This window comes from Pseudoalteromonas galatheae (genome assembly GCF_005886105.2).
GTDB lineage: Bacteria > Pseudomonadota > Gammaproteobacteria > Enterobacterales > Alteromonadaceae > Pseudoalteromonas > Pseudoalteromonas galatheae.
The window spans coordinates 1212842-1225752 of sequence record NZ_PNCO02000001.1; the positions used below are offsets into that span (position 1 = coordinate 1212842).

Below are 12911 nucleotides of genomic sequence, written 5' to 3' on the forward strand. Positions count from 1 at the left end.
GTATCAAATTCAATGGAAGAATGGTTGATGCGCGCTAAGGCTGCTTAATAGAGTGGGGCGTTAAAACCCCTTGCTACCCGACATTTCTCAGCGGAAGTACGCACTTCCGCCTATGCGAACAGGTGTAAATTCACACCTTGAATTCACTTACCATTTGTGAGAGTTGCTGTGACATTTCGCTTAATTGCTGGCTCGATGCTTTGGTGTGTTCAGCGCCAAGAGCGGTTTGGTTTGCCACTGTTGCGATGCCACTGATGTTGTCAGTCATGTCATTAAGATCTTCGGATTGCTTTTCACTCCAGGTAGCGATATTGACGTTAATATCATTCACGGTTGCAATGGAGAGGTTGATTTGCTCTAGTGCGTGCTTGCATTCTTGGCTCACTTTGAGGCTTTGCTCGGATGCTGCACGGCAGCTTTGCATTTCTTCAACGGTTGTGGCGACGCCATTGTGTAGTTTATCAATAATGGCTTGAATATCATCGGTAGATTGTTGTGTACGCTGAGCCAGCGTTCTTACCTCATCGGCCACCACGGCAAAACCTCGGCCTTGCTCTCCCGCTCTTGCAGCCTCGATAGCCGCATTCAATGCTAATAAATTAGTTTGTTCTGCCACTTTTTTAATGACATCAAGTACTGCACCAATCTCGGTTGATGAGCGTTGTAGTTCGAGCACGGCTTGTTGCGCTGAGTCAACACTACGAGAGGCGTGTGCTATGACTGCCACATTTTCGTCTACATGCGCCAGCCCTTGAGTCGTCAGTGTGGTTGTCTCTGCCACTTTATTAAGCGCACGCATTGACTCATTATTGACAGCTTGTGCCACTTGATTAAGCGACTGCATGCGTTTTTGCACCGATTCTGTTTCACTGTTTTGTTGTCCAATACCAGCTTGGATTTGCTCGGTAATACAGGATAACTCTTCTGCTTGAGAGGCCAAAGAGTGGGTGTTTTCGTTGATATCGTGCAGTACATCACGAAAATGCGAGTTCATTTTATTAAATGCGATAGCCATTTGGGCAAGCTCGTCTTTACCGTGGCTTTTCAGTGCAATGGTGAGGTCTTTTTGCGCTGAAATGAGTCCCATCGTGCGGGTGAGCTTATCCAGTGGTTTGGTAATATTTTTGCTGATCAAGCTAGAGAGAAAAATAAGTAATATTGCGTAGCCGAGCGTTTCAGCAGTCATCGACATGAGCCGGTCATAAAACTGTTCTTCAACGTCTTGAAGGTAAATACCAGTACCAATTGCCCAGCTATAGTGCTCTAGGTTAGCGATATAAGAAAGCTTTCCCTCAAGCTCCTTTGTCCCCGGTTTTGGCCATTGATATTGGGCAAAACCTTGTTGATTTTGATTGGCAATGATGACGAACTGGCTGAATGCTTCGCGAATGAAGCGTTCATGATGGTTAGTCATTGAGGTGCCGTTGAGTAGCGGCTTAATGGGGTGCGTTACCATGTTCCCGCTTAAGTCAAATAAGAAGAAGTAGCCTGCGTCACCATAGCGTGCAGCATCAATGAGTTTTTTTATTTTTTCTTGTCTTTGTTGTGGGGTGAGCGAGCTGTCAGTGGCAACCATGTTAAGTTGTGCAACTGTGGTTTCCATTAGGTTTTTTGCATTAATGCGCCGTTCGTGCGTTAAGCTGTCTCGTAAAACGAGTGCTGATGAGAGTTGCACGAGGGCAATGATCACGACAGACAAAAGCAGACTGAGTCTGAGTTTATTGGGTACTTTCATCAAACCTAAGAGTTTATTCAGCTGCTTCATGAGTTCCTCTAGCAATAAAGAATTAGTTGAAATGACAGCGATGTCAATTGGCGGGGATCATACTTAGAACGAACCAAAAATAAATAGCATGAACAAAAGATGAATAAGGCGTTAAGTCGTGCAGGTTGCTATCTAATTGATAGTTAATATAAATGTTAATATTTACGTTTTGTAAATGATTGTGAATGAGAATTATTGCTAATAAGTGCGCTTAAGAATTTTGTCTTATTAGGGAATGTTTAGGATAGGGATAGATTAAGAAAGTTTGATATAGATCATTGCAGATATCGCTTGAATCGAATAGTGACTTTGTTATACTCGCTGCGAACTTTCAGTTTAGACTGAAAGCTCTGAACTAATCAATTCTATCAAGATAAAAACATCAGGATAATCTGTGCCTCCGTTAAGCTATGCTCGACATACTGCTACCACTGACGACACGACCTATCAAGGTTGTGCGATGACGCGTGCGCAGTTATTCGGTCGTATTTTCAGTGTACTAAGCGCATTGATGATGTTTAACACGGCATTATTATTCACTGGCATGCTAGGTGATGTAGCTGAATTAGAAGCTCTTTTTGCAGATAATTCATTACCTGACTCTGTGTTGGTGATGCTCGGAGCGTTTTTGGCTCAACCTATCTTGTCATTGCAATTATTGATAGGTATTTATTGGCTAGTTTTCCATACTATTTTGCCTACACGCGCTGGTATCGTGCTGCGCAAAATGGCATTCGCCTCTACAGAGGCTATTCACCCTCAACCAGTGCCGAGCGCACATGGTTGTCGTGCTCCTCCTTTTTGATACCGCTGTCTGTTTGCGTAATTGCAATATTTTAATCCAATGTGTTTGATTTAAGCGATTTGGGTCAGCAGTCAGCAATTCAGTTTCAATTACATTAATCGGCTACTTACAGTCCTTTTAGGGCGAATTGTAAGCTTAGCAAATGTGATTGTCCGTTTACTGTGTCGATTATTTGGTAAATGGTTAGTGGCTGGTATCAAAGGAGTATTTCCCTTCACTAATGTATTTTCCCTGATGGATACAGTGCAATTCGAACTTGTGCAGCATAGCTTGCACAAATAGATACTCAGCGTGCTTGATAAATAAGCCGCAGCTTATCGTTGAAGGGTAATCAATTGAATAAACGTAGTGTCGTGAATTATGTGCTCGCTTCATTGGGGCTAATGCTCACCGGTTGTAATGGTGGCATTTTGGATCCCAAGGGGCAAATTGGCATGGATGAGAAGTCCTTGATCATCATTGCCACTGTACTGATGTTGCTCGTTGTAGTACCAGTAATTATTCTTACCTTATATTTTGCGTGGAAGTACCGAGATGGTCGTGACCACGAAATCTATGCACCTAAATGGGCTCACTCTAACAAAATAGAAGCCGTGGTTTGGACCATTCCGATTGTGATTATTATTGTACTTGGGGTGATCACCTGGCGTTCTACACAATTGCTTGATCCATACAAGCCGTTGGAGGGCAAAGGAGAACATCTCACCGTTCAAGTGGTATCGCTAAACTGGAAGTGGTTATTTATCTATCCAGATCAAGGCATTGCCAGCGTGAATGAACTGGTGTTTCCAGCGAATGTCCCGGTGGAGTACAAAATCACTTCCGAAAGCACCATGAACTCTTTCTTTATTCCGCAGCTCGGTAGTCAAATCTACTCGATGGCAGGGATGGAAACGCAGCTTCACCTGATTGCCAACGAGCCGGGGACGTTCAGAGGCTTTTCTGCTAACTACAGCGGAGCGGGCTTTACGGGTATGAAGTTCGATGCCATTGCGACCAAAGACAAAGCAAGTTTTGATAACTGGGTTGCCGATGTCAAAGCAAACGGCGAAGCCTTAACCGCAGGTCGTTACACGCAACTGGCTGAGCCTTCGGAATATCACCCCGTTGAATATTTTGGCTCGGTAGAGCAGGGCTTATTCCACACCATAGTTATGAAGTACATGCAGGGTCATGGCGAAATGAGTTATTACGCCAAACCAGAGCATGCTGCGCATCCACATCACGGCAAGGCTGAGGAGTAATTATGTCGTTGTTTGGTAAATTATCCATCGAGGCAATCCCCTATCACGAACCCATCATTATGGTGACGTTAGCCGTGGTGGCGATTGTTGGTCTAATCGTGGCGGCAATGGTCACAAAATACAAAAAATGGGGCGTGCTGTGGCACGATTGGATCACTTCAATCGATCATAAACGCCTAGGCGTGATGTACATTATCTTGGCATTAATTATGTTACTGCGCGGCTTTGCCGACGCCATCATGATGCGTACACAGCTGGCGATGGCCACAAGCGGCGCTGCTGGTTACTTGCCTCCAGAGCATTATGACCAGATCTTTACCGCACATGGGGTGATCATGATCATCTTTATGGCGATGCCATTTATGATTGGTTTGATGAATATTATCCTGCCACTGCAAATTGGTGCTAGAGATGTTGCCTTTCCGTTTTTGAATAACCTTAGCTTTTGGTTGACAGCGGGTGGGGCTATTTTAATCAACTTATCCTTAGCATTTGGTGAGTTTGCAAAAACCGGTTGGGTGGCATATCCGCCCTTGTCGGAGTTGTCGTTTAGTCCGGGTGTTGGGGTTGATTACTATATTTGGGCACTGCAAATATCCGGGCTTGGGACATTGCTCACCGCCGTGAACTTCTTGGTAACCGTATTTAAGATGCGTGCACCTGGCATGACGCTAATGAAAATGCCTATTTTTACTTGGACTTGTACTTGGGCAAATATTCTAGTTGCGGCGTCTTTCCCAATTCTTACCGCATTGCTTGCGATGCTAACGCTTGACCGTTATATGGACTTCCACTTCTTCACCAATGAAGCCGGTGGTAATGCAATGATGTATATCAACCTGTTCTGGGCATGGGGTCACCCTGAAGTGTATATCTTGATCTTGCCTGCGTTTGGGATTTTCTCAGAGGTTATTTCGACTTTTACAGGTAAACGCTTGTTTGGCTATAAGTCGATGGTGTATGCCAGCGGTGCGATTTCTATTTTGGGCTTTATTGTTTGGCTACATCACTTCTTTACTATGGGTTCAAGCGCCAATGTTAATGCTTTCTTTGGGGTCATGACGATGGTTATTGCGGTGCCAACGGGAGTAAAACTCTTTAACTGGCTATTTACCATGTATCGCGGTCGGTTACGGATCACGGTGCCTGTCCTTTGGACGTTAGGGTTTATGGTGACTTTTACCGTAGGTGGGATGACTGGTGTACTACTTGCAATTCCTGGTGCGGATTATGTGCTGCACAACAGTCTTTTCCTAATTGCACATTTCCATAACACCATTATCGGTGGGGCAGTGTTTGGTTATCTGGCGGGTTTTGCTTACTGGTTCCCTAAAGTGATGGGTTACAAGCTTGATGAGCGTTGGGGTAAAGCCTCATTCTGGTGCTGGTTAGTTGGCTTTTTTGTAGCCTTTATGCCGCTTTATGTGCTCGGCTTCTTAGGCATGACGCGTCGCCTTAATCATACCAACACGCCAGAGTGGAATATTTGGCTATACATCGCGTGTATTGGTGCCTTTATCATTATGTTTGGGATAGTTTTCCAAGTGGTACAGCTAGTGGTGAGCTACAAAAACCGCGAGCAATTGCAAGACACCACAGGCGATCCGTGGAACGGGCATACGCTGGAGTGGTCTACGGACTCTCCCCCGCAGTACTACAACTTCGCGACAACTCCTGTGGTTGACGATATTGACGCTTGGACAGAAATGAAAGAGCAGGGACAGGCATACCAAAAGCCTGCACACTATCAGCCTATTCACATGCCAAAAAATACCCCCGCAGGAGTGCTTATCAGTGCGTCATTGACCGCGTTTTGCTTTGCCATGATCTGGCATATTTGGTGGTTAGCGGCGGTGGGGTTAGTCAGTGCTATCTCGGTATTTATTAAGCGTTGTTACACCCGCGACGTTGATTATTATGTTCAGGTTGACGAGATTGAGCAGATTGAGTCTGCCCACCTTTCTCGTGCATTACAGGAGAGTTAATTCATGAGTGCTATTACTCCCGATACGCTGCATGCGTTAGAAGATGCTCACGAGCATGCAGATCATGACACAGGTTCAAATACCATATTTGGTTTTTGGCTATATCTGATGACGGATTGTTTGTTGTTTGCCTCTTTCTTTGCCACTTATGCTGTGTTGTACATGAACACAGCAGGTGGCGTGTCTGGCAAAGACATATTCGAGCTGGGTTTTGTTGCGGTTGAAACCGCGGCCCTACTGTTAAGTAGTATTACTTTTGGTTTTGCCATGATTGCGGCAAACAAACAGAAAAAGTCGCAAACCTTATCTTGGCTTGCGGTGACATTTGCCTTTGGTGCGGTGTTCATTGGCATGGAAGTGTATGAATTTCATCACTTAATAGTACACGGTCATGGACCGCAAAATAGTGCTTTTTTGACTTCTTTCTTCTCATTAGTGGGTCTGCACGGTATGCATGTGACGGCAGGCTTGATTTGGATGACTGTGATGATGATTGAAGTGACACGTCGTGGTCTTAAGCCACAAACGGTAACGCGTTTGAGCTGCTTAAGCTTGTTTTGGCACTTTTTAGATATCGTGTGGATCTGTGTATTTACCGTTGTTTATTTAATGGGGGCAATGTAATGAGCCATAGTGGATCTCAAGCGTCAGCACAGATGGATGTTCATGAGCATGAACACGACAGCCACGGTAGTGTGAAGTCGTATCTAATTGGCTTTGTGCTATCCGTTATTTTGACAGCCATTCCTTTTGCTGCCGTGATGAGTGGCAGCTTGTCATCTAGCACGACATTTTGGACGTTAGTGACAACGGCGTTAGTGCAAATTTGGGTGCACCTGAAGTACTTTTTACACCTGAACTTTGTTACGGAAGAAGGTAAGGCAAGCACGCTTTCCTTTATCTTTAGTGCGTTGATTATTGTGATGGTAGTGGGGCTGTCGGTCTGGATCATCTACGAATCGAACGCCATGATGATGTATTAACAGGAGAGTTGTCATGCTGCGTCGTTATTTTCAGGTGACAAAACCTGGGATCATTATGGGAAACTTGATTTCAGTCGCAGGAGGCTTTTTATTGGCCTCTCGAGGTGAAGTTGATTGGCTGCTATTTGCATTGACTCTGCTAGGGCTATCTTTAGTCGTTGCGTCAGGTTGTGTAGTTAACAATGTCATCGACAGGGATATCGATGCGGCAATGGCTCGCACTAAAACTCGCGTGACAGTAACTGGGGAAATTTCCTCAGTTGCTGCACTGTCATATAGTCTGGTACTCGGATTATCTGGCTTTGGGCTCTTAGCCTATTTCACCAATTGGATTGCGCTGGGTTTTGCCGCATTTGGGTTTTTTATTTATGTCGGTGTTTACAGCTTATACATGAAGCGAAACTCAGTGTATGGCACGGTGGTTGGTAGCCTGTCAGGGGCAGTGCCTCCTGTGGTTGGTTACTGCGTAGTAAGCGGGGTGTTTGACTCTGGCGCTGCCATTTTATTATTGATGTTTTGTCTTTGGCAAATGCCGCACTCTTACGCCATTGCGATTTTCCGTTTTGACGATTACCGAGCCGCGAATATTCCGGTGTTGCCAGTCGCGCAAGGTGTTGAAAAGGCCAAGCATCATATTGTTTTGTATATCGCCATTTATGCACTGGTGGTGATGTTACTACCGCTTAGCGGCTACACCGGTGTAGCATTTATGGCGGTGGCCTGTACAACCAGTTTTTGGTGGTTATTGATGGCGCTAAAAGGGTACCAAAGAGACTCAGATTTACATGGTTGGGCGAGGCAAGTATTTGCATTCTCAATAGTCAATATCACAGTCCTAAGTATCGCGATGGCGATTGATAATCACAGCACAGTTTCTGCGATGCTGTACTGATCGCAGATTATCCCAAAGTAACTAAAACCCAAAGGCCCTCAGGGCCTTTTTTCGTTCTTATCTTAGTTTATACCAATTTGACTTAATACTTGCTCAATTTGAAGGAGTATATCTGACGCTAACAGCGTTAAAAATTCCTCATTTAGAACAACTAAATAGCAAAATTTTTGCCTTGCCTATATGGATGTAGGTACCTTAGCGAAAGCAGGACGCGGTAGCGGAGTTATCGACAAGATTTTCTCGCCTCAAAATAGACCACTTAATTAAGCAAGTTGGTATTATTTAACGTCGCTTGCTTTTTACCCATTTTATCTCCATATCAAGCTTATTGAATAGATGAGAAGATAATAATGGATTTAGGGATAGCAGAGGTATTGTTGTTATTTATGGCGATTTTTATCGCGTCCTTTTTACTTTTTAAGGTCGTGCTATGGGCCAAAAAAATGCCAAAAGGCGCCTATTTATTTTTGGCATTGATGCCGCTTATTTCTCTTTTTCCTATTCCACCACCTGTTTTTAAAAATGTCGCGAAAGCCAAACAAGAACAACGTAAAAAAGCCCCCAAATCAGGCGATAAACCTGAGCAATAAGCATAAAGTGGAACCTTCAAATAGCACGCTGTTTAGCTCGTGAATTCTGCTGCCCGCTTGGCCACGCTAGCATCGTGACAGGTATACGCCGTTGAAATAATCCCTTCGCTCAATAGAAACAGGCGCTCGACAGCGGCATCATCAGCGTTGTTAAGCGATTGTTTGAGTAACGCTTTTACCGCAAGTTTGTGCCGCTGGCATAGTTGATTAATTGGACTGGTAAGCTCACCAAATTCTGCCGCTGTGTTAATAAAGTAACAACCACGGAATTCGCCCAGTACCTCCACCTTATTATTAATCCACTGATCTAGCGCCAAGAACAGTTGCTTTTCGAGCATTTCACTGGTCTGGACATCTTCAAGGCAACCAGATAACCAAGATATAAATTGGTGATGTCGCTGCTCAAGTGTTGCAAGCACCAACGCATCTTTACTCTCAAAATGGTTATACAGAGTCTTTTTAGCGATACCAGATGACTTTAATACTTCGTTAATGCCAATGGCATGAATGCCATGTTGATAGAACAGTTCCATTGCGCAATCGATCAGTTGTTGTCTTTTTGTACTCATCAGTCAACCATGTTTATTACCGTGATTATAGGTTGACAGAAGTAGACCAACTTGTCTACCATTTGTGGGGTAGACAAGTTGGTCTACTTTTGGAAAGGGAAAGAATACAATGAGAGAAATACAACTTGCTTTAATTGCTGGAGCTGGGGCGTTTATCGCCATTGCAATATTGGCGTTTAGTCAAACGATAAGTGCTGAGCATATTTTTTTAATGGCACCTTTGGGCGCAACCGCTGTGCTGGTATTTGGTGTGCCTGAAAGCCCACTTGCGCAGCCTAAAAACGTCATCTTTGGACATATTATTACCGCTACAATCGGGATTATTTTTGCGCAGTATATTGGTGTTAACGAATTCACTTTGGCATTAGCAACGGGGCTTGGCGTATTTAGTATGTTAGTAACAAAAACTACCCACCCACCGGCTGGCGCGAATCCAATACTGATCATGTTGGCACTAGAGGGATGGAGCTTTTTATTTACGCCTGTGATTATTGGCGCCGTGGTGCTCGTACTGGTTGGTAAAGCAACGTTAGCGGCTAAAACAAAGCTAACTACAGTAACAGCTGCTTGATATGTTGATGTGCAGGCCTTATTCGCCTGCCTTCTTAAACATTAAGTCGCACAATCTGTTAGCTAGGTATTAGACTAAGACTAGTTCATTGAAATTAATAAAAAATAAATAGCGATGACAAAATTTCATTAAGCGCGTTTTTGGGTTTCGTGCTAGCATGGCGGCAACGGAATTACTTTGTCTGATTGACCAATTGATAGCATTACATCTCTTTAGTCGGCTGTTTTATGGGGTACGTGGTGCCAAATGTACGAAAGAAGGCCTCCACCTTAAGTCGAAATCTGCTGATAGTTTCATCCCCTTTAGCACTATGACAGTTCCGCCAGCACCTCAGCGTGGTTGGTTTGCTCAAAAAGTCCTGATCAAACAGGGTCACGAGACCTATGTGTTAAGTGTTAAAAATCAAGGTGCAGATGAGTTAGTGCAACAATTGCAACGATTGTGGATCTTACACCATGGCAAGCACTTGCAAGTTAAAGTTCGTAAAATTGAGCAGTTATTAACGCGTCGATATCTCAGCCATCATAATCAAAGTCTAGTGCGTCAGATTTGCAGTGCTTTATGGTCTAGTTGGCAGCACCTAGATGACAATGCCGTGCCAAGTTCGTTAAAGCCTCAAGTAGCAACTGTACGAGAAATTGCACTTTGGAATGAGCGTGATATTGCTGAGTTTCAGTCTGCTTTTGTTGAACACTACTTGGCAAAAGACGCTAACTATTTTGACAGCGTTGAATCAAATCCCCTTACAGCAGCTCAGCGTAAGGCTTGTGTGATCCAGGATGACAGGCAATTACTGCTTGCTGGCGCAGGCACGGGTAAGACAAGCGTTATCAAGGCCAAAGTTGGGTATCTCTTGCATCGTAAATTGGCTCAGGCGAATGAGCTGTTATTGCTTGCGTATGGTAATGATGCCGCGACGGAGATGCGTCAGCGTTGTCAGCCTCTCTGTGATACCTTAAATTGCTCTACCTTTCATTCACTTGGCATGCAGATCATCGAAGCGATTACCGGAGTAAAGCCGACAATTTCAAATCTAGCAACGGATAAAAAACTATTTAAACAATTTATTGCAGACACCGTGCAGTCGTTGCGACAAGAAAGCCACTTTGAGCGAGACTTTGCGCTGTTTTTGAAAAGTTCGAGCACACAGCAAGCGTCACAGGCGATAGACCTGATAAGTCAGGTATTACCATTGATAAAGCATGCTCAAATCATGGGAGAGGTTGAGCAACTGCTGACGCAATTTAGCAATCAAATGAGTGTGATCATGCCAGTTCTTGCGGAATATCAGCTGTATTTAAGCAATGAATCTAGCATTGATTTCGATGATATGCTGGAGCGGGCTATTTATTACGTAGAGTCTGGTCAGTTTATTTCACCGTGGAAGTTCATCTTGGTCGACGAATTTCAAGACATTTCCCGTGTGCGGGCAAAGCTCATTCAGGTGCTGCTAGATAAAAAAGCCGGATCGCAATTGTTCGCCGTTGGTGATGATTGGCAGGCTATTTATCGCTTTAGTGGTGGAGATATGCGCCTAACCACCGAATTTACTCGCTATTTTGGAAAGTCGACGACCACATACTTGGATAAAACATTCCGTTATCCTCAAACCATTTTAGACACGGCGAGTGAGTTTATTTGCCGCAATCCAGAACAAATAACCAAGCATATCACTTCTCATACCGCAGGCGTGGCAGGACAGGGCGTAGTGAAAGTGATGGTTGATGATGAATTGTCGCAGGCGCAACAACTGCTCAATCATATTGAGCAGCGCAATGAGGGGAAAACTTCCGTTGCCTTACTGGCGAGAAATCATAGAGCATTACCTGATAAATCAAAAATTGCGCAGTGGCGGCAACTCTATCCAGAGCTTATTATTTCACATAACACCTTTCACGGTGCTAAAGGGACTGAAGCAGACTTTACGATAGTATTTGGTCTCAAGCATAGAAACTTTCCGTCACAGGTAAAAACGCCAGCATTTGTCGATGCGCTTTTACCTGCACAAGGGGCATTTCCTGACGCAGAAGAGCGGCGTTTATTCTATGTGGCATTAACCAGAGCGAAGAAACAATGCTTTTTATTAGCACCAAATGATGCGCCTTCCTACTTCTTAGAGGAAATCGCATAATTATTAATCCCAGTTAATTGACTTGATCTTTTGGCGCCATGCACTCATACAATTACTTGTTGAATTAAAAATAAGCGAGGAAAGGATGAGTATGGATCTACTAAAAGACGCGTTGAAAAGATTAAATCATATAGTCGAAAAGACAGGAATTAACGAGTCTACCTATCAAGCGTTAGCCCAGCCTCAAAGAACGCTGTCGAGCAATATCTCAATTCGTCGTGACAACGGTAAACTTGATTATTTTAAGGCGTATCGTTGTCAATACAATGATTTGCTAGGTCCAACAAAAGGCGGAATACGCTTCCATCAAGAATCTGATATGAGTGAGGTGCAAGCTTTAGCCCTTTGGATGACGCTAAAATGTGCAGCGGTTGGTGTGCCATTTGGTGGCGGTAAAGGTGCCGTAACCGTTGATCCTAAATCACTAAGTCCCATGGAGCTTGAGCGCCTTGCCCGAGCATACATCAGAGCTAATGCTGATTTTATTGGACCCGATCAAGATATTCCTGCTCCGGATGTGTACACCAATGCTAGGATTATGGGCTGGATGATGGACGAATACGAGAAAATCGTCCGTAAAAAAAGTCCTGCCGTGATCACTGGTAAACCGCTTATTTTTGGTGGTAGTGAAGGACGAGAATCCGCCACAGGTCGCGGTGCATTCTTAATGATAGAGCGACTCAGTGAAAAGAATAATTGGAATAAAGCTGAACAAACGGTAGCTATTCAAGGCTTTGGTAATGGTGGTTATCACTGTGCAAGGCTGTTGCAGCAAGCGGGTTATAAAGTCGTTGCAGTAAGCGATTCAAAAGGCGGGATTTACTGTGAAGATGGCTTAGATATAGAAAGCATCTATCAAGAAAAGCAACGCAACAAAGCGCTTAAAGCCGTGTACTGTGACGATTCGGTATGTGAAAGCGTTGAGCATAAGGTACTGAGCAATGAAGAGTTACTCGCGCTGGAAGTAGACATTCTAGTACCCGCGGCTTTATCTGGCGCAATCACCCGAGATAACGCCAAAGCAGTATCGGCGAAGTATATTATAGAAATTGCCAACGGGCCCATTGAGGCAGACGCCGATGAAATCTTGCATCAGCAGGGCATTATAGTTGTTCCTGATATTTTAGCTAACGCAGGTGGAGTCATCGTAAGCTATTTTGAGTGGTGTCAGAATCGCCAAGGAGAAGCTTGGGATGAGCAAACTGTGCAAGATAAGTTGTCAAAATATTTATCGAATGCATTTGAAGAAGCGTGGCAGCTGCGAAGTGATGAAGGGCTTGAGATGAGAGATGCTGTATACAAGCTGGCATTACAGCGCATAGAAAGTGCTTTGGAGGCTCATGGAACACAATCTTACTTTGAAAATCGTGAGTAAC

12 protein-coding genes are annotated in these 12911 nt (G+C 44.2%); 10 read left to right on the plus strand and 2 right to left on the minus strand.

The genetic code is table 11. The annotated features are described in order from the left end of the window. Positions 1-130: 130 nt before the first annotated feature. Positions 131-1765: a methyl-accepting chemotaxis protein gene (locus CWC29_RS05300; RefSeq protein WP_128727794.1), complete on the minus strand. Its 1635-nt coding sequence runs from the start codon at positions 1763-1765 to the stop codon at positions 131-133. 394 nt (positions 1766-2159) lie between these two features. Here CWC29_RS05300 and CWC29_RS05305 point away from each other — a divergent pair, with 394 nt between their 5' ends. The 7 genes from CWC29_RS05305 to CWC29_RS05335 all read left to right on the plus strand — a co-directional run bounded on the left by CWC29_RS05305 (position 2160) and on the right by CWC29_RS05335 (position 8264). Then, positions 2160-2570, plus strand: a complete 411-nt coding sequence (locus tag CWC29_RS05305; RefSeq protein ID WP_128727793.1) for a hypothetical protein — start codon at positions 2160-2162, stop codon at positions 2568-2570. A gap of 383 nt (positions 2571-2953) precedes the next feature. After that, positions 2954-3814: a ubiquinol oxidase subunit II gene (gene cyoA, locus CWC29_RS05310; protein ID WP_408004176.1), complete on the plus strand. Its 861-nt coding sequence runs from the start codon at positions 2954-2956 to the stop codon at positions 3812-3814. Positions 3815-3816: 2 nt separating this feature from the next. After that, the gene (gene cyoB, locus CWC29_RS05315; RefSeq protein WP_138524229.1) at positions 3817-5799 is read left to right on the plus strand and encodes a cytochrome o ubiquinol oxidase subunit I; all 1983 of its coding nucleotides are present in this window, start codon (positions 3817-3819) and stop codon (positions 5797-5799) included. Between the two features lie 3 nt (positions 5800-5802). Continuing rightward, positions 5803-6423 (plus strand): cytochrome o ubiquinol oxidase subunit III, encoded by a 621-nt coding sequence (cyoC, locus tag CWC29_RS05320; protein ID WP_125253822.1) that lies wholly within the window; start codon positions 5803-5805, stop codon positions 6421-6423. Next, a complete protein-coding gene (gene cyoD, locus CWC29_RS05325; protein ID WP_125253823.1) occupies positions 6423-6782 on the plus strand; it encodes a cytochrome o ubiquinol oxidase subunit IV in 360 nt (119 codons plus the stop codon). Before cyoC ends, cyoD begins: the two co-directional genes overlap by 1 nt. Positions 6783-6795: 13 nt before the next feature. Further along, positions 6796-7674, plus strand: coding sequence for a heme o synthase (gene cyoE / locus CWC29_RS05330; protein ID WP_138524228.1), 879 nt, complete (start codon positions 6796-6798; stop codon positions 7672-7674). Between the two features lie 350 nt (positions 7675-8024). Then, positions 8025-8264: a hypothetical protein gene (locus CWC29_RS05335; RefSeq protein ID WP_125253825.1), complete on the plus strand. Its 240-nt coding sequence runs from the start codon at positions 8025-8027 to the stop codon at positions 8262-8264. Positions 8265-8296: 32 nt separating this feature from the next. On the opposite strand, the gene CWC29_RS05340 is transcribed toward CWC29_RS05335, so the two are convergent. After that, positions 8297-8833, minus strand: coding sequence for a TetR/AcrR family transcriptional regulator (locus tag CWC29_RS05340; RefSeq protein WP_125253826.1), 537 nt, complete (start codon positions 8831-8833; stop codon positions 8297-8299). A gap of 109 nt (positions 8834-8942) precedes the next feature. Between CWC29_RS05340 and CWC29_RS05345 the strand changes: the two genes are divergently transcribed. The 3 genes from CWC29_RS05345 to CWC29_RS05355 all read left to right on the plus strand — a co-directional run bounded on the left by CWC29_RS05345 (position 8943) and on the right by CWC29_RS05355 (position 12910). After that, positions 8943-9404 (plus strand): HPP family protein, encoded by a 462-nt coding sequence (locus CWC29_RS05345; protein ID WP_088530930.1) that lies wholly within the window; start codon positions 8943-8945, stop codon positions 9402-9404. Positions 9405-9561: 157 nt separating this feature from the next. Next, positions 9562-11535 (plus strand): UvrD-helicase domain-containing protein, encoded by a 1974-nt coding sequence (locus tag CWC29_RS05350; protein WP_138524278.1) that lies wholly within the window; start codon positions 9562-9564, stop codon positions 11533-11535. A 91-nt stretch (positions 11536-11626) separates the two neighbouring features. Continuing rightward, positions 11627-12910 carry a Glu/Leu/Phe/Val family dehydrogenase gene (locus CWC29_RS05355; RefSeq protein ID WP_235956530.1) on the plus strand — a complete coding sequence of 428 codons (1284 nt, stop codon included), beginning with the start codon at positions 11627-11629 and terminating at the stop codon, positions 12908-12910. Position 12911: the final 1 nt, after the last annotated feature.